The 18,907-nt window shown below is 46.3% G+C and carries 17 protein-coding genes; all 17 read left to right on the plus strand.

Annotation, left to right across the window (positions count from 1 at the left end; all coding sequences use genetic code 11):
- Window positions 1–2: 2 nt before the first annotated feature.
- The 17 genes from DXV75_RS10455 (at window position 3) to DXV75_RS10535 (ending at window position 18,854) form a co-directional block, all read left to right on the plus strand.
- Window positions 3–3,494, plus strand: a complete 3,492-nt coding sequence (locus DXV75_RS10455) for a 6-hydroxymethylpterin diphosphokinase MptE-like protein (protein WP_115593374.1) — start codon at window positions 3–5, stop codon at window positions 3,492–3,494.
- On the plus strand, window positions 3,491–4,495 hold the full coding sequence (pseB, locus tag DXV75_RS10460; protein ID WP_115593375.1) for a UDP-N-acetylglucosamine 4,6-dehydratase (inverting): 1,005 nt from the start codon (window positions 3,491–3,493) through the stop codon (window positions 4,493–4,495). Before DXV75_RS10455 ends, pseB begins: the two co-directional genes overlap by 4 nt.
- Window positions 4,492–5,637 carry a UDP-4-amino-4,6-dideoxy-N-acetyl-beta-L-altrosamine transaminase gene (gene pseC, locus DXV75_RS10465; protein WP_115593376.1) on the plus strand — a complete coding sequence of 382 codons (1,146 nt, stop codon included), beginning with the start codon at window positions 4,492–4,494 and terminating at the stop codon, window positions 5,635–5,637. The genes pseB and pseC overlap by 4 nt, the downstream gene beginning before the upstream one ends.
- 429 nt (window positions 5,638–6,066) lie before the next feature.
- Complete coding sequence (gene pseI, locus DXV75_RS10470; protein ID WP_115593592.1) at window positions 6,067–7,125, plus strand: pseudaminic acid synthase; 1,059 nt, start codon at window positions 6,067–6,069, stop codon at window positions 7,123–7,125.
- A gap of 5 nt (window positions 7,126–7,130) precedes the next feature.
- Window positions 7,131–8,141, plus strand: a complete 1,011-nt coding sequence (gene pseG, locus DXV75_RS10475; protein WP_245953186.1) for a UDP-2,4-diacetamido-2,4,6-trideoxy-beta-L-altropyranose hydrolase — start codon at window positions 7,131–7,133, stop codon at window positions 8,139–8,141.
- Complete coding sequence (locus DXV75_RS10480) at window positions 8,128–8,691, plus strand: GNAT family N-acetyltransferase (RefSeq protein ID WP_115593378.1); 564 nt, start codon at window positions 8,128–8,130, stop codon at window positions 8,689–8,691. The genes pseG and DXV75_RS10480 overlap by 14 nt, the downstream gene beginning before the upstream one ends.
- Window positions 8,692–8,716: 25 nt before the next feature.
- On the plus strand, window positions 8,717–8,956 hold the full coding sequence (locus DXV75_RS10485; RefSeq protein WP_115593593.1) for an acyl carrier protein: 240 nt from the start codon (window positions 8,717–8,719) through the stop codon (window positions 8,954–8,956).
- Window positions 8,940–9,707 (plus strand): SDR family NAD(P)-dependent oxidoreductase, encoded by a 768-nt coding sequence (locus tag DXV75_RS10490; protein ID WP_115593379.1) that lies wholly within the window; start codon window positions 8,940–8,942, stop codon window positions 9,705–9,707. Before DXV75_RS10485 ends, DXV75_RS10490 begins: the two co-directional genes overlap by 17 nt.
- 15 nt (window positions 9,708–9,722) lie before the next feature.
- The gene (locus DXV75_RS10495; protein ID WP_115593380.1) at window positions 9,723–11,135 is read left to right on the plus strand and encodes an AMP-binding protein; all 1,413 of its coding nucleotides are present in this window, start codon (window positions 9,723–9,725) and stop codon (window positions 11,133–11,135) included.
- Window positions 11,128–12,222, plus strand: a complete 1,095-nt coding sequence (locus DXV75_RS10500; RefSeq protein ID WP_115593381.1) for a LuxE/PaaK family acyltransferase — start codon at window positions 11,128–11,130, stop codon at window positions 12,220–12,222. Before DXV75_RS10495 ends, DXV75_RS10500 begins: the two co-directional genes overlap by 8 nt.
- Entirely contained in the window at window positions 12,219–13,427 is a 1,209-nt protein-coding gene (locus tag DXV75_RS10505; protein WP_115593382.1) for an acyl-CoA reductase, read from the plus strand. The genes DXV75_RS10500 and DXV75_RS10505 overlap by 4 nt, the downstream gene beginning before the upstream one ends.
- Window positions 13,424–14,368: a glycosyltransferase family 2 protein gene (locus tag DXV75_RS10510; RefSeq protein ID WP_115593383.1), complete on the plus strand. Its 945-nt coding sequence runs from the start codon at window positions 13,424–13,426 to the stop codon at window positions 14,366–14,368. Before DXV75_RS10505 ends, DXV75_RS10510 begins: the two co-directional genes overlap by 4 nt.
- A 2-nt stretch (window positions 14,369–14,370) precedes the next feature.
- Entirely contained in the window at window positions 14,371–15,546 is a 1,176-nt protein-coding gene (glf, locus tag DXV75_RS10515; protein WP_115593384.1) for a UDP-galactopyranose mutase, read from the plus strand.
- The gene (locus DXV75_RS10520) at window positions 15,539–16,414 is read left to right on the plus strand and encodes a glycosyltransferase family 2 protein (RefSeq protein WP_115593385.1); all 876 of its coding nucleotides are present in this window, start codon (window positions 15,539–15,541) and stop codon (window positions 16,412–16,414) included. Before glf ends, DXV75_RS10520 begins: the two co-directional genes overlap by 8 nt.
- Window positions 16,415–16,435: 21 nt before the next feature.
- The gene (locus DXV75_RS10525) at window positions 16,436–16,789 is read left to right on the plus strand and encodes a RapZ C-terminal domain-containing protein (RefSeq protein WP_115593386.1); all 354 of its coding nucleotides are present in this window, start codon (window positions 16,436–16,438) and stop codon (window positions 16,787–16,789) included.
- Window positions 16,777–17,580 (plus strand): glycosyltransferase family 2 protein, encoded by an 804-nt coding sequence (locus DXV75_RS10530; protein ID WP_147291824.1) that lies wholly within the window; start codon window positions 16,777–16,779, stop codon window positions 17,578–17,580. Before DXV75_RS10525 ends, DXV75_RS10530 begins: the two co-directional genes overlap by 13 nt.
- On the plus strand, window positions 17,577–18,854 hold the full coding sequence (locus tag DXV75_RS10535) for a glycosyltransferase family 2 protein (RefSeq protein ID WP_181898403.1): 1,278 nt from the start codon (window positions 17,577–17,579) through the stop codon (window positions 18,852–18,854). Before DXV75_RS10530 ends, DXV75_RS10535 begins: the two co-directional genes overlap by 4 nt.
- The last annotated feature ends 53 nt before the right edge of the window (window positions 18,855–18,907 follow it).

Consider the following 18,907-nt stretch of genomic DNA (forward strand, 5'->3'; position numbering starts at 1 on the left):
TTATGCTCCAGAATATTCAATTGCATCTGCACTTGGATGAAACAACACAACGCGGCATCGAACAGGGTGTGGCTGAACGTCTTTCCCGCATGGAACGGGATAATTTGGCTGCCTTTCGTCAGAATATACCCTCTGTACTGTCGCAGATTGGTGGCCAAAACGAATCTTGGTCAATCATGTGCAATAAGCACAGCGAGCTGAATATCGTCGACTACTCCACAGGCCGGGTGTTATACGGTTTGCACCCTGAGCAGGAAGTTGCCGCTCAGGTGCGGCAATTTGCTGCCGCACCACTGACTGTTGCGTTAGATGATACCCGGACAGACACAGCTACCCGCGTCCATAATTTTCTAGAAGGTCTTAATTCCTCTCTTGCAAGCAGTTTGCGTCGCTCCAAGCCGCTGGAAGATCAGATGAACGTTTTGGTGGTATTGGGTGTAGGGCTGGGCCACCACATCCGCCAATTGCTCGAGCAATACCAAATCGGGCATATGATCGTGTATGAGCCGAATCTCGATTATTTTCGTTGCTCACTGATGGCAACTGCCTGGAATGAGTGCCTGGATATTGCCGCTCAGAAAGGCACTGGGTTGTATCTTCAGCTCGGAAAAGATGCCCGTGATCTGGCAAGTAATATTAATGAGCTGGCGCAACATGTGCCAGTTGAGCAGTTCTACTTGTTTCAGCATTATCATCACATAGTGTTTGACCAGGTCACTCAGGCTCTGGCGGCGGGTTCCTGGCAGGATTTTAAGCACTGGGCTGTGCGTGAATCGGGGGACGGGAAGATTGAAAACTATTTGTTGCCCTGGTCGGTTCCGGTTGATGCCCAGGCTTGGTCAACGGAGAATCTTAAAAACTATCGTCTGAAGGCCAATCTGGCTGTATTCAAAAAGTTCTTCCCCGGTGTTTACCAGGAATTCTGTGACTACCAGCCTAAGATATGGGTTCCCCTTGCCAACCAAGACGGGCAGGTGAACCTGTTTCATTGCGATTCTCTGTTGAATCTTTATACCGATGCGCCCCGGGAGGATGGTGAGCGGGTGCTGGAAGCCTTCGCCGCCCGACCTAATAAAGACAGTTTGGTACTGGGTTACAAAGGTAAGAAACTAAAAAGTTACCTGCATTACCAAATGGTAAGTAAGGTTCAGGACATTCTGGACGAAATTGAAGAAACTCAGGGCGCGTTATCTGAGCGAATAAAATCCATGATCATGTTCGGTCTAGGCAGTGGATACCAATTGGAAGCGTTGTTTGCAAAACACACGGTCGAAAAGCTTTTTGTGGTTGAGCCCAACCGCGATTACTTTTATGCGTCCCTGTATGCTATAGACTGGCAGGCGATTATTGAGGGCATGGACAAAGCCGGCGCGCGCTTGTATCTCAACATCGGAGACGATGGCAGCCACCTGATTGAAGACCTGGTCATGCAATTCCACAGCATCGGCCCTCATGTACTTGCCAGTACCTATTTTTTCCAGGGCTACTATAACGGGCGTCTCAATTCTGCGATTGCGCAGTTGCGCGAACAGCTGAGGGTAATCATCGCAATGGGGGATTATTTTGACCATTCCCGTTATGGCATTGCGCACACACACTGGTCTTTGCTGCAGGGGACCCCGTACTTACGCAAAGATGCCAGTCAGTACCTGTCGGCGGAAGAGAAAGAAGTGCCGGTTTTTCTGATTGGCAACGGTCCCTCGCTTGACGGACTCTTGGCTGTGATAAAAGAGCATGCTGAACAGGCCATTCTGGTATCCTGCGGTACGGCGCTGCAGGTATTGCATCGTCACGGTATCGTGCCTGATTTCCATGCTGAAATTGAAATCAATCGCTCTACTTTCGATTGGGCCGTGAGAATTGGCGATCTGGACTACCTCAAAAATATTCGTCTTATCAGCTGTAATGGCATTCACCCCGATACCAGTGGGTTGTACAAAGAAACTTTGTTGGCGTTCAAAGAAGGCGAGTCTTCAACAGTTAGCATTACCGATATGTTTGAGGGGCATGATTTCGAAATGTTAAGCCATGCTTACCCTACTGTTTCAAATTTTGCAGCTAACTTTGTTACCCGGTTTGGCTTTAAGCAAATTTATCTGTGTGGCGTGGATATGGGGTTTGTGGACAACAAATACCACCACTCAAAAGCTTCCGGTTACTATAACGAATCAGGCGAAGAAGCCTATAACTACGCAGAAATGAACGATACCTCGATTGTGGTACCGGGTAATTTCCGACCGTTCGTTAATACCAAGTATGAGTTTAAAGTCTCCAAAACGGTATTGGAGCAAGTGTTAACCCGGGTTCAAGGAGAAGTTTACAACCTCAACGACGGTGCGCGAATTACCGGTGCTCAGCCTTTGCACGGTGAGCACGTGCTCATTGTGAATTCACCGGAAGATAAACAGGCGGCATTGGATAGACTGATCAACCAGGGCTTCGCTATTCTGCCTGTGGATGAATATCAGAATAGATTTGAGCGACGCGTCCAGCACAGTGCTTTGGTGGAAGAGTTAAACGCGTTCGCCACTGTTATTGAGCAACCCGTTACCAGCCGGGATGACGCTGAGGTTCTTATTGAGCGACAAAGGGAGTTTCTGGTTTCTTCATACAGGCGTAAACGGAGCCTGGCATTTTACTATCTCAATGGCACTATCAATTATGTGAATGGAGCCTTGACTAAAGCCCTGCATATCAAAAGCGATAGTCAAGCCATACAGATTGTACAAGTGGTCTTAGATAATTGGATAGATTGCTTTAAACAGCTCACAGAATCATTGACTGTAGAACCCTACAGCTTCGACTATATTTCGAGCTTTGACTCGCAGCGGCGCAGACTCTATTTAAAGTTGTGTTTGGAGTCAAAAGATCCTTTGATTGGAGGTGTATATCCCGACGAGGCTTTTAATAGACGTTACCTTTCAGACGCTTTGTCAGTGCTGGGAATACAAAAAGAAATCTCCCTCGCAGATCAGCCAGACTTGGATTATCAAATATGTTTTGGCGAGCTATCTAATGACGATATTAATCATAAAGTATTGATATCAGGACAAAGTGAAATATTGGACAGCTTCTTGTCAGGCAACATCCAACACACGCTATTGTATCTTCCGGGTGATATGAATAACAGTGGTTCTCCGGTTTGCAATGACGTTGCTCGTGCTTTTATTGCTAGGTTAGTTGCAACTTCGCCCGTTTCACCCTCCATTGTTTTGCCCAAGCTGATTGTAAAATCAGTGCGTGAAGTAGCAAACTATTATAACTTGGAGAAATTTGAAAAATTTTACGCTTATGATTGCATTAATTTTTTAATAATTACCCATGAACCATTGGATAATAACTTGATGTTTTTTGACGATGGAACAAGAGCAAGGTTGATTCCTCGAAGGCTACGTGCTCAGGACTTGATATCGCTCCATGTGTCCGAAAGTGAGTTCGAAGAACTACGCGAATTTCGATTGCAAAAATTTACCTCTCTAACGGTGGGAAAATGACCTTATTTGACAACAAAACGATCCTAATTACTGGTGGCACAGGCTCCTTTGGAAACAAATTTGTCTCCTTCTTATTAGAAAATACCCACGCAAAAAAAATAATCATATATTCGCGTGATGAGCTTAAACAGTATGAGATGCAACAGCGTTTTGATAACACCTGTATGCGCTATTTTATCGGTGATGTCAGAGATAAAGAACGTTTAAAAACTGCTATGGTCGGAGTGGATTACGTGGTTCATGCGGCTGCATTGAAGCAGGTCCCGGCGGCTGAATACAATCCCAATGAGTGTATAAAAACCAATATTAATGGCGCACAAAATGTGATTGACGCAGCCATCGCGTGCAATGTACGCCGGGTCATAGCTCTATCAACCGATAAAGCGGCAAATCCCGTCAACCTATACGGGGCGACCAAGTTGGCGTCGGATAAGCTGTTTGTTGCAGCCAATAATATTGCCGGGGCGACCGGGCCGAGGTTTTCCGTAGTGCGTTATGGCAATGTTGTTGGGTCCCGGGGTTCTGTCGTGCCATTTTTCAGGAAATTATTGCAGGATGGTTGTAAGCGCTTGCCTGTCACCAACTTTGAAATGACCCGCTTTTGGATTACTTTGTCGGAAGGTATAGATTTTGTTGTAAAAAGCTTTTCCCGCATGCAGGGGGGGGAAATTTTTGTACCTAAAATACCCTCTATTCGGATTGTTGATTTGGCAGAAGCCATGAGCGGGACGAAAGAGTACGAAGAAATTGGCATTCGTCCAGGGGAGAAGTTGCATGAAGTTATGGTGCCGGAGGAAATGGCGCATCATACACTGGAGTTTGATGATCATTACGTCATCGCACCGGCAATTAGCTTTTTTGATAAAAATCTGGACTACACCAGAAATAAATTGGGCGAGATCGGCAAGGGAGCTAAGGCAAAGTTTGAATACCATTCTGGCACTAACCCACACTTTCTAACGGTAGAAGAACTACGGGCTCTTGATAAGGCGACATTATGATCCCTTATGGTAAGCACACTATCAACGATGAGGATGTCAATGCTGTAGTCAGTGTTCTTAAAAACGAGTTTCTAACCCAGGGAAATCAGGTTCCGGAATTTGAACAGAGTTTGTGTGAGTACACTGGCGCTAATCATGCTATTGCCGTGAACAGCGGCACGTCTGGACTGCACTTATCTTGCCTGGCGGCAGGCGTAAAAGAAGGGGATATTGTTTGGACCTCTCCAAACTCGTTTGCGGCGTCGGCTAATTGTGCCTTGTATTGCGGTGCGGAGGTCGAATTTATCGATATTGATCCGCTTACGCGCAATATATGCTTAATCCAATTAGCACAGAAGCTGGACGAGGCCCTACGCGCTAACCGCCTGCCCAAAGCAATAATTGCGGTTCATTTTGCTGGCAGTAGTTGTGATATGAAGGCCATAGCAACCATTACCAGACAATACGGTATTGTATTGATAGAAGACGCGGCTCACGGTTTTGGGGGCAAAGATCCTCAGGGCTGTCCGATAGGGGAGGGGAAACACTCTGATTTCGTAGTACTGAGCTTTCATCCTGTCAAATCGATGACTACAGCCGAAGGCGGCGCAGTTCTTACCAATGACAAGCGATTGGCTGACACTGTGCGTCTGTATGCGAGTCACGGAATTACCAGAGACACCGCATTATTTCCCAGTGGAGAGCAGCAAAATCCCTGGTTTTATTCGCAACAGTCTCTGGGATTCAATTACCGTTTAAGTGATCTGCATGCTGCGCTTGGCAACAGCCAGATCCGTAGGCTTGATGATTTCATTGCCCAGCGCAAAGCGCGGGCACAAGTGTACCATGATGCATTAGTCAATTTACCGGTAGTGCGCCCTGTGTTTGACAACTACAGTGCATGGCATTTGTATGTCATTGAACTGGAAATGCACGATAGAAAAACGGTTTTTGAGGTACTTCGTTCGGCTGGTATCGGTGTGAATGTGCATTACATACCAATTTACCGGCATCATTATTATAAATCGCGCGGTTTTGCTGCACATAACTATCCGAATTGTGAGCGCTACTATCAAAATGCGCTTACATTACCTTTATTTCCCGGATTGACGGCCGATATGCAGGAAAAGGTGATATCAACATTGCAAGAGGCTCTGATGTGAAAATTGCAGCGGCTTCAACTGGTGGTAAAAGTCAGCGCTACGAAGTATCGGCTGTTAGCTTTTCTCGTCCCTGCCCAAACGTTCAATATGGCTCTGATAACGAACAAAATCTGATTGAGTTTACGAATTTAGAGAGATGTTTTTAGCGTCTGGAAAGATGTTATCACCATGCGGGGCAGTTGTATTCGCGTCTTGGGGGCTTACAACCATGCCTGATTATACGTAGACCCATAGCCCCCAAGGTATTCCTGGCATTTTCCCGGATATCCTCAACAGGATGTCGGTATACCGGAAGACTATGGGAGGGCCGAGTTGATGTATCAAGCGTGCAAACTGGTACACCGGCATAACGACTAGGCGGGCTAATGTTACAGCAGAATCCTGCTGAATTTTTTGTACACTGATTTACCGGCACTCGGGAGATTTGAAGTGAAAAAAGACGTACGAATCGGTAACAGATTGATAGGTCCAAATGAACCACCTTTTATAATTGCTGAACTAAGTGGTAACCATAATCAGGATTTGGTTGTGGCTGAGCGTATGGTCGACGAAGCGGCAAGAGCCGGAGCCCACGCAATAAAATTGCAAACTTATACGGCAGACTCCATGACTCTAGACCTGGACGCCGATGGATTTGTAATAAAAGAGGCCAAAAGTCTGTGGGCAGGAGAAAGGTTACATGCACTTTATCAAAAAGCATCTACTCCTTACGAATGGCATGAAGCATTATTCAAAAGGGCTAGTGCTCTGGGTATGTTGGCATTCAGTTCCCCATTTGACACTGAGGCCGTGGATTTTTTAGCTGAACTCGATGTGCCGTGTTTCAAAATAGCTTCTTTTGAATTAACTGATTTACCTTTGATTGCACATGCGGCAAGCAAAGGTAAACCATTGATAATGTCAACGGGGATGGCCACCCTGAGTGAAATTGAAGAAGCGGTAGATTGTGCCAAAACTAACGGCTGTGATGACATTGTGTTACTTAAATGCACAAGCACGTATCCTGCCGAGCCGAGTGACACAAACTTGCGAACAATCCCCAATATGCGCGAAGCATTCGGTTGTCAGGTGGGGTTGAGCGACCATACCAGGGGGGTTGGTGTTGCAGTTGCTGCTGTCGCATTGGGTGCAACCGTAATAGAGAAGCACTTTGTGCTGAATCGTGATGATGGCGGAGTTGATGCCGCGTTCTCCTTGGAACCTGAAGAAATGACTTCACTGGTCGTTGAAACCGAGCGGGCGTGGAAAGGTCTGGGGCACGTAGAATATGGGGGCTCTGACGCAGAGTTGGCATCCAAACAATATCGCCGTTCTATCTATGTTAGCCGAGACGTAAAAAAGGGTGAACGGCTGACCGAAGAAAACATGAAAATCGTCAGACCCGCATTCGGGCTTGCCCCCAAACATTGGAATGACGTTCTTGGCAAAATTGCCCGGAATGACTTGCAATGCGGAACTGCATTAGGATGGGAACACATCTCTTCGTGAGCAAAATGATCATTTGCACAGATGCTAATGAACAAATTGGCGTGGGGCATTTGTTTCGCTGCATCGCGTTGGCCCAGGCCGCCGCACACCAGGGAGTTGATTGTCATTTTGTGCTCACATCTGCAGCGGCACGTATCTCGGATCATCAGCGTGATTGGAGTTTTGCTGTTTCCGAATCATCTCCTGAAGACTGTTTTTTGACGTTATGTGATTTGCTCGAACAGCCGGAGAATAGCGTTCTGGTGCTGGATGGTTACAAAATTTCTCGAGAACAACTCAAGAAGTTGCGTTCAAAAGTTAAGTGTATTGTCGCTCTGGATGATGGAGAATTTCGGTATATCGAATTTGCAGATATTGTAGTAAATCCGGCTTCCCGGAACCTCAATAATAAGTACATTGAGATTCAGCCTAGCGTTCATTGTTGTACTGGCTCATCTTATCGATTACTGCGACAGGAGTTCTGTAATTTAAACCCCCTGCCCGTTCAGTGTAGGCAGGGGATTGTCCTCTGCTTTGGTGGCAGCGATCCAGCTGGTCTAACAATTAAGTTGCTTCAAGCATTAGATGAAGTTGGCGCAAGAGTTCCTATACGCGTAATTACAGGTGCGGCCTACCCAACGCTGCAAGAGCTGAAATCGCTGATTCCTACACTCGATCTGCCTATTGAGCATAGCCATCAATGTCAGGACATGGCACAAGCCTGGAGCAGTGCGAGGCTCGCGATCAGTGCTGCCGGTGGCAGCCAGTTCGAACTGGGTGTCTGCCAGACTCCTTCGGTGTTAGTCACTGTGGCTAACAATCAACTTGCCGCATCTGAGCGTGCAGCTAAGGAGGGCTGGTGTCGTGTGGTCGACAAATCCATATCAATGCGTTCACTTGCCACCCTGGCTTTAACGCTTTATGGCGACGACGAAGTTCTGAAAACCATGCAGGCGGCATGCAGCAAATTTTATGACGCACAGGGGGCATTCCGAGTAATAAATTGCATTAGAGAGGTTTTGAATGATTGCCGTTGAACCGAATAAGAATGGTGTTATTATTCGCGGCTACCAAGTTGAGTTGATTCCGTTGTCGTCCCAACATTTAGGTTTGCTCAGAAAGTGGCGTAACAGTGCCCGTGTGCGCTTAAATATGATTAACTCAGGACAAATTTCAGAGGAACAGCATCAAACTTGGTTTGATGGTTTGAAATCGGATCCATCCCAGCAACATTGGGTAGCGTATTACAAAGGTATACCATTTGGTGCAACCAATCTTAAGGCTTTCGCTGGCAAAGAGATTGGTTCATCAGCAGTGCTGGAGCCGGGTTTGTATGTAGGCCACCCTAAATATCAGAATAACCTAATTGCATTTGCCCCAACATTAGCCTTGTATGATTATGTATTTGATCTGCTCAAGATCAGGGAATTACAGGCGAATGTTAAATCCAGTAATCAGGCGGCGTTGAATTACAATCAAAAATTAGGATATAAGGTAGTTAAAAGGGCAGATTTGGTTACGTTATCGTTATTAAAAACCGACTACAGCAATGAAACCAAAATGATTAAAGGCTTGTTGTCGCGCTAAACAAGAAATGGCAGTGAAAAGTACTATGAGTAATCAGCAAAAACTAGTTCAGGCGTTTTGTGATGCGCTAGGTGTGTCATCGCAAACAGTTAATGATGAGTTGCAATACAACACAATTAGGGAATGGGACTCAACCGGGCATATGGTGCTGGTATCAGAACTGGAAACCGTCTTTAACGTTATGCTCGATACTGATGACATTATTGATATGAGTTCTGTGGCAAAGGCCAAAACCATTCTGGCGAAATATGGCGTTTCCTTATAGCGGTTCGATATTGCAGGGCCATTCAGTCTTGGTCACTGGCGCCACCGGAGGCATCGGCAGAGCCATCGTTTCCAATCTAGCACAATCTGGTGCGACGGTGTTTGCCGGAGGTCGAAACAAAGTTGCTCTGGATTCACTGGTGGAGGAGGTAGCCGGTAAGGTTGTGCCAGTGGACTACGATGTGACCGATGAAAACGCCGTTAAAGAGGTGTTTCGAACAATTCAAGCCAGGCAATCGGATCCGGACGTCGGTAATTTTGTGGGGCTTGTGAACAATGCCGGCGAAATGAAGGAAGCCGGGCTTGTGGCAAGTAACATGGAATTGCTCAGGTTACAAATGAGCGTGAACTTTTACGCGGCATATCAGCATATGCAACTGGCAAGCCGGCTGATGGTTCGTCACCGCAAAGGTGCCATAGTCAATGTGGTGTCACAGATTGGTGAGCAGGGCGGGGCTGGCTTGAGCGCTTATAGCGCGAGTAAGGCTGCACTGACCGGGGCAACTAAGTCTCTGGCAAAAGAGTTGGCTCCGTTCGGAATTCGTGTAAATGCCGTGGCTCCTGGCTTTATCAGCACCCCGATGACTGCTCATTATACACAGTTGCAAAGAGATGATGTTTACTCTCGTGTCGCGTTGAAACAAAGTGGAACCCCTCAGCAAGTTGCGGATGCAGTATTGTTTTTGCTTGATCAATGCGCGGGTTATACCACTGGCCATGTTTTACCCGTCGACGGCCTTTTTCAGGCGTAGTGGAGTCAGATTTTTGTGATTAGATGGGTTACAGCACTCGAAAAGTGGGGCGGTAACACTGCCATCATTGAAAATGGCTATGAGGTTTCTTATACCGAGTTGTCCGCTCTAATTAGGCAGAACCAACGGGCAATTACATCGTTGCTGCTCACTGACAAGCCGGGAATACTTCGCGGCGAGGCTGTGACTCGTCCGTTGGTGCTTGTGGTCATGGATAACTCTCTGCAGAGCGTAGTGCATTATCTAACCTGCCTGGCTTACAACTGGCCGGTTCTCCTCATCAGTCCAAAACTCAACAAGGACGCGATTGAACTTGTCGAGGAGCAATTTCGACCTAACCTGATTTTGTCTGGCGAACGACAGGTGTTGGCGTCGAAGCAACAACACAGACTGTCACCAGAGCTGGCTCTCATACTGATGACATCAGGCTCAACGGGAGGGGGTAAAGGGGTGGCAATTTCTGCTCTGAATATCGCCGCTAATACGGCCAGTATTTGTGGTTACCTACCCATTGAGTCAAGCGACATAACTCTGGCAACGATGCCATTTTCCTATTCCTACGGACTTTCCATTCTGAATACGCATTTGTCTGTTGGGGCATGTATCGCGCTGAGTTCGGCTACGCTTGTAGATAAGGAATTCTGGAATCTGTTGGAAAGTTTGCCAGTCAATTCTCTGGCGGGTGTGCCCCATTGGTATGAAATGTTGGTAAGCCTGCGCTTTACCCGCCGTGCGTGGCCTCATTTGCGATATTTTACTCAGGCCGGAGGGAAGCTTTCTCCGAAATTGATTAAGGAGTTGAGCCAGTTTGCCGATACTAATCAAAGTCGGTTTTATCGAATGTATGGTCAAACCGAGGCCACGGCCAGAATGGGATGGCTTGAGCCTGCCCTTGCGGGAACCAAACTGGAGGCTATTGGAAAGGCCATTCCTGGTGGGGAGTTTAGTTTGCGCGATGAAGCCGGGAAGTTGATTGAAAATATCAACGTTATAGGAGAGCTTTATTACCGGGGGGATAATTGTATGTTGGGGTACGTTGAAAGCGTTGCAGACCTGCACAATTTTGAGCCCCAATCCAGCTTGGCCACTGGAGATTTAGCCATGCAGGATCACGATGGGGATTACATTCTTAAAGGGCGGAAGCATCGAATAATCAAACTACTGGGTGAGAGGGTTAATCTTGACGGCTTGGAGTTTTTGTTTGCTGGCCGGGACCTGGAAGTAAAGTGTTTTGGTGATGATTCAATGCTGTATTTGGCCTGTTCTAAGTTTTCTGAAAAGCAGGTCACTGCTTTGGCAAGGGAGTTTCTGGCTTTTCCGCCTAAATATTATTCAGTTTTTGTAGTGAATAATTGGCCACTGCTGCCGAATGGAAAAACTGACTATATGACTTTAATGCGATTAGCTGCAGTATTAACCGATGACTAACCCGACCAACTTGACCTATTGTGCTGAGTTTGACAGTTTGTTTCAGCACCAAGTCTTTGGATTGCCTGCATTAGAAAAGCGCGCCGCATTGATGCCTGTTTTTAATGCATTGCATCAACATCACCTTGCCTGCTCACAAACTTATGCAAGGCTGACCCACGGACAGCCGCTTTCCTTTCGAACACCAGATGAGCTGCCTTATTTGGCAGTAAGACTGTTCAAGCACTATTCATTATCCAGCGTGCCTGACAATGAAGTCTTTCGAGTATTACAATCCTCCGGTACCACAAGCCAAAGCCCGGCCAAGGTATTATTAGACAAAGCAACCAGTGCCCGGCAAAGCAAAGCGCTGGTTAAGATAATGCAAAATTTTCTGGGAAAACAGCGTTTACCAATGCTGATTATTGACTCTCCGTCTGTGGTTAAGAACAAGGCTCTTTCTGCACGGGCTGCAGGTATACAGGGGATGGCATTTTTTGGCCGCCAACCCGTATACGCACTGAATGAAGACATGTCTTTGAATAGTGTGGCTATTGAAGCCTTTCAACGTCAGTATCATGCTGGTCCGGTGTTGGTGTTTGGCTTTACTTTTATGGTTTGGGAGTATTTTGTCCGGGCGCTGCAAATAGCCAAGCAAAGACTTTCTATGACCAATGCTACTCTGATACACAGCGGCGGCTGGAAGACGTTAGTTGATAAGCAGGTTGACAATCCCTCATTTAAGCAGAAAGTGAGCGAGGTGCTTGGAATAGAACGGGTACACAATTTCTATGGCATGGCAGAACAAGTCGGAACGGTATTTGTGGAGTGTGAACATGGCTTTCTGCATGCCCCTTCTTTGGCTGAAATACTCATCCGTTGCCCTTACACGCTCAAGCTTCAAAAAATGGGGCAGTCCGGGCTTGTTCAGGTATTGTCCAGTATTCCTAGCAGTTATCCGGGGTATAGCCTGTTAACCGAGGATTTGGGGCGGATACTTGGGGAAGACGATTGCTTGTGTGGCCGAAAAGGAAAGTATTTTGAAATACTCGGCCGCCTTCCAAAGACTGAGCTGCGAGGCTGCAGTGATACTATGGGGGCTGGATGAAATATACCCTGTTGGCCCCCCGGCCGAAAGAGCAGTGTGCTGAATTACGCCCGGTATATGAACTGCCAGTTTGGTATCAATTGCCTTTGTCCTATCATTGCGATTCCACCATCGAGTTTCTGAACCACATATCGCGGACTATCATGCAAGATAAGGAATGTCGCGGCCACAGTGAGCTGGTTGCGCTGGCGTTTTGGTTGAGGGCCTCAAATCTTGTGGAGTTTGTGAAGGATTCTCCGCCAGGCCACTATAAAGCGCTGGGTACAGTGGTTCACTTTACACCGTCTAATGTGGATACCATGTTTGTTTATAGTTGGGCGTGTTCTGTGCTGGCAGGCAACAATAATGTTGTCCGGGTATCGGAGCGGGGAGGCTTGGTAAAAGAGCACCTTATAAGGATACTGAATCAGGTTTTCGCATTACCCCAATTTTATGAATTTGCCATACGCAACCTTTTTGTTACATATGAATATCAGGCATCACAGGGTAAAAGTATCACTCATGCGCTTTGTAAGCAGGCTGACGCGAGGATCCTGTGGGGCGGCGATAACAGCGTCAGTACCATTCGCGCAATTCCGTGTCCGCCAAGGTGTCGCGATATAAGCTTTGCAGACCGTTACTCATTCAGTGTGATTGGCTCGGAGGTGATGGTTGATATGGAGATTGCTGAGGGCGCAATGACGAACCTGATGAAGGAGCTCACACCCTACAATCAGCAGGCATGCTCATCGCCGAAGGTATTGTTTTGGATAGGAGATAGCCGGTCACTAGAAAAGTTTTTGTCGCTGGCTGGTGAACGTCATTTCGAGGTGCTGCCGTCATTAACAAGGCGCAATGAGCAGCTTGTCACTGCTCAGTCGCTGCAAATTGAATACGCGGCAAGCCGGGTACATATGGTTGGGGAGTTATGCGCTATTGAAATGACGAAAGTGAATGACAAAATGCTCAGTCTTCACAGCGGTAACCAAGTGTTATTCTGTCAATGTGTGGCTTCACTGGATGAGATAGCTCCGTTTATTTCGCCGAAAGTACAAACATTGAGCTTCGCTGGAATTGCCAAACCTGCGTTAGTAAAGTTTATGGCTAAGCCGTCGATAACAGGAGTGGATCGGGCGGTCCCACTGGGAGAGGCGTTGTCCTTTTCTCCCGTTTGGGATGGTTATGAACTTTTTAGCCAACTTTCTCGGCGCGTGGTAATAAGATGAAGTTATCGGTTCTGATACCTGCTTTCAAACTGGAAAAGTACATTGCAGCCTGCGTAACATCAGTGTGTGAACAGCAAACCAGTTTCGACTTTGAAGTTCTTGTTTGTGATGATGCTTCTCCGGATGGTACTGCAGATATTATTCGAAATTTGGCTAGGTGCTACCCGCAACTTATACCCATATTTAAGACGGAAAATCGCGGTTTGGCCGCGAATATGAGTACGTTATTGTCCAGAGCAAAGGGGGACTACATTGCCTATCTGGACGGAGATGATATTGCTCTCCCAGGGAAATTACAAAAACAGGTAATGCACTTAGACACGAATCCTGACTGTGGCATGGTGTTCCATGAATCGGACGTGTTTGACTCTGACACCAATAAGTCGGTCAAACTGTATAGCCAGGGACACTACAATTGGGCCCGTATCCCTGCGCGCTCGGACATTACCCATTTAGTGCGCTTTGGTACTTACATGCAGGCTAGCAGTGTTATGTTTCGTCGCCATCCTAATCTGTGTGACGCAGTGGTGCCTGAATGTGAAATCATTCTAGATTACCCTTTTTATGTTATGAATGCGGGTTTCCTGAATGGCAAAATAGATTTTATTGAAGATGTGCTGGGACGGTACCGTATTCACAATGAAAGCTTTGGAGCACAAACGCAGAAATCCGTTTCCAGGCGGCTACAGAGCTTGAATGATATTTTGCTTACGTGCAGAAAAGCGGGCCAATTTGGTGTTGAACAGGACGTTATTGAGCAAGGCATAGAGCATCATATCTATGCTGCTGCTTTGTATTTTTTGTTCAGGAATCACGATCAGCAATTTACCGTTTTGATTGAACAATCTGCACCGAATGGGCGTTTTTTTGATCAACAGCACAAAGAAGTGTGGCTCAATCGTACGCAGCCCGCGCAGGTGCGTGAGTTGCTAGCGAGTTAAACATGATTAACCCTGATGTCATAGTTATAGGTGCTGGCTTTTCTGGTGCTGTTATTGCTGAACGTTTTGCGACAGTTGCCAATAAAAAGGTACTGGTGCTGGAGCAACGTGAGCATATAGCGGGAAATTGTTATGACTATAAAAACGAAGACGGTATTCTTGTGCATCGCTATGGACCCCACTTGTTTCACACCAACAAGCAGCATGTATGGGATTACTTATCCCAGTTTACAGACTGGCATTGCTACGAGCATAAGGTACTCAGCCGCGTTGATAATCAACTGGTGCCATTGCCGTTTAATTTAAATACGCTGGATTGTCTTTATTCAGTGGAAGACGCCCGAAAACTCAAGGCATTGTTGTTTGAAAATTATGGGGAAGGACAAAAAGTTCCAATTTTGACTCTGAAAAACAGTTCGGAGCCGTTATTGAGACAATTGGGCCAGACGGTTTACGACAAATTTTTTGTCAACTACACGGTCAAACAGTGGGGTTGTGCGCCAGAAGATATCTCCCCTGAGGTAACGGCGAGAGTTCCGGTGGTGATTTCGAGGGATAATCGTTATTTCCATGATTTTTTTCAGGCCATTCCTGCGCAGGGTTACAGTGAATTGTTTAAGCGCATGCTGGCACATTCGAACATAGAGCTGGTTTTAAATTGTGATGGCACGCAACGGCTGTCGCTAAATCGAGATACCGGAAAAATCTACTTTGATGGCCGTCGCTTTGACGGCCAACTTGTTTACACAGGTATGTTAGACGGGCTGTTCAGTTATACTCACGGGGAATTGCCTTATCGTTCCCTGAAGTTTGTTTATGAGCGTCATAAAAAAGCGTTTTATCAGCCCGCCACAACGGTTAATTATCCTAACGAAGAAGCCTTTACCCGCATTACAGAGTTTAAACATATTTTGCCAGCTGAATCTGATTACACCGTAATAGTGAAAGAATACCCTCAGAATTTTGTTCGGCATGATCCAGAACGCGACATACCTTATTACCCGATATTCAATCAGAAAAATACAAAATCCCACGATATTTACCAAGGTTTGGTCAGGCAATTTCCTAATATGACGGTACTTGGAAGGCTTGCTGACTATAAGTATTACAATATGGATGATGCTGTCGATAATGCGTTGAAATGTTTTGACAGGTTAAACGGCGCAGTTGATGACTAAAGTTTCAGTTTGGATGCCAGCTCACAATGCGGGACCATTTTTATCTGAGGCGATTGAGTCTGTATTGGTTCAGACACACCCCGAGTTGGAGTTACTGATCTGGAATGATGGTTCGGTGGATGAAACTGATTCAATAGCCCAACAATGGGCAACCAGAGATACCAGGGTAAAGGTTTTTAGCTCGGGCAACAAAGGAATTGTTCGCAGCTTGAATGCATTACTTCCTCATACTCATGGGGAATATGTAATGCGGATGGACAGTGATGATGTGTGTTTCCCGGACAGAATTGCTAAGCAATTGGCGTATTTCTCATCGGACAGGTCTCTTGGTGTACTGGGGTGTAAAGTGTCACTGATCGGGAATCACTCAGGGGTCTGGCATTATCGACAGACAGCAAAGCAGACCGAAGCCCTGGCAATGCTAGGTAATACGCCACTGTGCCACCCCAGTTGGATGGTGAAGCGCGAGCTGTACGAGCAATTTCATTATGATCCTAGTTATCAGGACATGGAAGATTACGAATGGCTGGCCCGGGTGCTGTTTAATTCGCCGTTTAGAGGGTATGCAGCCCGGGAAGTGCTAATGCATTATCGGGTGCATGCCGATAATATTTCTGTAAAACGCAAAACTAATCAAATAAGGCTTCGCAAGCGAGTCTTGTCGTCCATTTGGGAAAATCTGGGCATTAATTTTGATAATCACGATGTGAATCGATTTTGTGACGAATTGCTGACGGGAGTTCCTTGTCAAGACATGACAGGGATTACCGAGAGCGTAGAAAAAATATTGCCTCAGTTAGGCGAAATAAATGCACATACAACCAACGAAATTCGTCGTCGTTTTAACCGTTGTATGCAGAAGCAGTAGACAGTAGGCCGGGAGGCGAATATGCAAAAATTAACACTCATCAGTTTTGGGTTTAAATATGGCATTCCCAATGCGAATTATTATTTCGATGTCAGCTTTGCGAAGAACCCTGCCCGTGAAAGTAGGTGGAGTCTGTTCGACCAGCCGGATAATGCAATGATGGACTATGTCCTTAGTCAGCCCAAGGTTGAAGATTTCATAAATGCACTGTTGCCGATGCTGGATGTGATTATCACTCTGGATGATGACGCAAGAATTGCTCTGGGCTGCAATGCAGGAAGACATCGTTCTGCAATTATTGTAGAGCATGTGGCGAGCAAAATTCGCGCAAAAGGCATAGATGTGGAAGTTATCCATAGAGAGTGGAAAAAATGAACAAACAGCCCAGTATTGCCATTATCATCGTTTCACGCAACCGCCCAGATCTGGTTGAAAGGAGTGTGGCACAATTTGAGCAGGACAGTTATCCAAATAAAGACATACTTATTGTCGAATGTGGGACTGAGCCACAAAATCTCACTGCTCATTCTACGGTGCTGTATTCTGACGATGATTTTAAAGGTAAATGTTTCGGTCACAATGTTGGGTTAGATTATTTAAACCTTCAACGCGAATACGATTATTACCTTTTCTGCATGAACGATGTGTTCATCAATGACAAAACGGATTTTCTGGCTGAATTAGTTTCGGTTATGCAGCAGAATCCTGAGCTCGGGGTTGTTTCGCCAACAGAAAAAGGTGCTAAGTATCCTGGGGCTGAGCCACAGTCTGTCGGGGTAAGACCGGTAACAACATCAGATTATTTGTTTTTATTTATGCGTGGTGAAGTGGTCCGCAAATACGGCTTCTTGAACGCCCAGTTCAAATATTGTTGGGGCGCTATCCACGAATACAGTTACAAACTGTATTCAGATGGTTGGTACTTGGCGTATTACGACCATCTTGACTATCTGCATCTTGGGGGAACCACCTACGGCAATAAAGCCACCAAAACTATATCGAGAGAAGACTATCTGGTTAATGCCAAACGGTTTGCGTATCAGTATTTTGTTGATACTTATGGTGAAGATTGGGATACCCGGTTCTGGCAAACCGCATCTAGAATCAGAAACATTGAACACAACACTTACCAAGCCCACAGGGCCTACTGGGCCAGCGCACTGTGAAGTACGTTGACGCTACTATTGTCATCCCATGTTACAACCATAATGAGTTGTTGCTGGGTGCTCTGGCGTCCATTGCTCAGTTGCGACCACTACCCAAAAAGGTCATTGTCGTGGATGATGGTTCGGATACCCCAATTGAGTTGGATGACTACCCGTTTCCGTCATCGCTCACGGTGATCCGGCAATCGAACATGGGCCTGGCGGCGGCCAGAAATACCGGGTTGCGATCGGTAAGTACCCATTGGGTGATGTTTCTCGACGCCGATGATGAGCTTTATCCAGGTGCGTTAGGCCATTTACCCAGCGACAAGGTTGTTTCGAATATTGATGTGTTTGTTTCTGGTTATACTTTGCAGAGAGACGGCGAAAAATCGGACGTTTTTCCACAGATAGGGGATCCAATCGCCGCATTGCTCAGAGGCAATCCTGCCCCTGTCCACTGTTACTGCTTCAAGGTCCCCAAGCTGCAATCAATTGGTTTTGATGAAACAGATGAACTGCACGGTGGGCATGAAGATTACGATTTTATATGCAAGTTAGCTTTAAGAAAAAGCACTTTCGCAACCATTCACACCGTTTCCTGCAAATACATTAAACGAAGCGGCTCGATGTCTTCGCACATTGAAAACATGAATAAGACTCGAGTGAAGGTTTGGACTCGATTCTTCTTGCAATGCCCGGTTCAGTCAGACAATCAAGTGATGGCAGCGTTAAGTTTTTTCAAACAATATTGGCGTCATATCGCGCAATTTGTTCCAGAAAAAATGGACGCGGTGACCGAGCATTTGAGGAAATGCCTGCAGGCGAATGCGAGCAATTCTGCTGAAATTAAATTTATGCTTGCCGATTTACCAGAATCTTTGGCTGCGTGCATTTGGCCTGCTGACAGCCAAATTCAAGCTCCGAAACCGTTGCACACATTGCAGCACGAACTGTTAGATTGGCGTGTTCAGGAAGTAGTAAGAGGCATCGCTCTGCAACGTTTTCATACCATGCTAAGAGCGCTTGAGGGGAAGCAGGAAATAAGATCGCTGGTTTTATGGGGCGCCAACGACATTGCAAAAATGCTTCTTACCATTTCACAACGGTTGATTAGGGTTATCGTTGTTGATTCTGCAAGGGCTGGTGGACAGCTTATGGGAAGTCATATTCTGCACCCTGACGAAGTTGAGTTTACATCAGACACTGTGGTGCTGATCACAGCACACAGATATTACGATGATATTTATTCGCACCTGCTTTCGAATGGAGTGAATAAGGAGAGGGTATTTTGACCAAACCCATGATACTGGCATCCGGGCTGCAAAGTGGTGGTACCACGCTGGTT

This window comes from Alteromonas aestuariivivens, from assembly GCF_003367475.1.
Taxonomy (GTDB): Bacteria; Pseudomonadota; Gammaproteobacteria; order Enterobacterales; family Alteromonadaceae; genus Alteromonas; species Alteromonas aestuariivivens.

Excerpts from the sequence above, each read along its gene's own strand:
- DXV75_RS10455 (WP_115593374.1), top strand. The coding sequence starts at position 3 with ATGCTCCAGAATATTCAATTGCATCTGCACTTGGATGAAACAACACAA.
- pseB (WP_115593375.1), top strand. The coding sequence starts at position 3,491 with ATGACCTTATTTGACAACAAAACGATCCTAATTACTGGTGGCACAGGC.
- pseC (WP_115593376.1), top strand. The coding sequence starts at position 4,492 with ATGATCCCTTATGGTAAGCACACTATCAACGATGAGGATGTCAATGCT.
- pseG (WP_245953186.1), top strand. The coding sequence starts at position 7,131 with ATGATCATTTGCACAGATGCTAATGAACAAATTGGCGTGGGGCATTTG.
- DXV75_RS10480 (WP_115593378.1), top strand. The coding sequence starts at position 8,128 with ATGATTGCCGTTGAACCGAATAAGAATGGTGTTATTATTCGCGGCTAC.
- DXV75_RS10485 (WP_115593593.1), top strand. The coding sequence starts at position 8,717 with ATGAGTAATCAGCAAAAACTAGTTCAGGCGTTTTGTGATGCGCTAGGT.
- DXV75_RS10490 (WP_115593379.1), top strand. The coding sequence starts at position 8,940 with ATGGCGTTTCCTTATAGCGGTTCGATATTGCAGGGCCATTCAGTCTTG.
- DXV75_RS10500 (WP_115593381.1), top strand. The coding sequence starts at position 11,128 with ATGACTAACCCGACCAACTTGACCTATTGTGCTGAGTTTGACAGTTTG.
- DXV75_RS10505 (WP_115593382.1), top strand. The coding sequence starts at position 12,219 with ATGAAATATACCCTGTTGGCCCCCCGGCCGAAAGAGCAGTGTGCTGAA.
- DXV75_RS10510 (WP_115593383.1), top strand. The coding sequence starts at position 13,424 with ATGAAGTTATCGGTTCTGATACCTGCTTTCAAACTGGAAAAGTACATT.
- glf (WP_115593384.1), top strand. The coding sequence starts at position 14,371 with ATGATTAACCCTGATGTCATAGTTATAGGTGCTGGCTTTTCTGGTGCT.
- DXV75_RS10520 (WP_115593385.1), top strand. The coding sequence starts at position 15,539 with ATGACTAAAGTTTCAGTTTGGATGCCAGCTCACAATGCGGGACCATTT.
- DXV75_RS10525 (WP_115593386.1), top strand. The coding sequence starts at position 16,436 with ATGCAAAAATTAACACTCATCAGTTTTGGGTTTAAATATGGCATTCCC.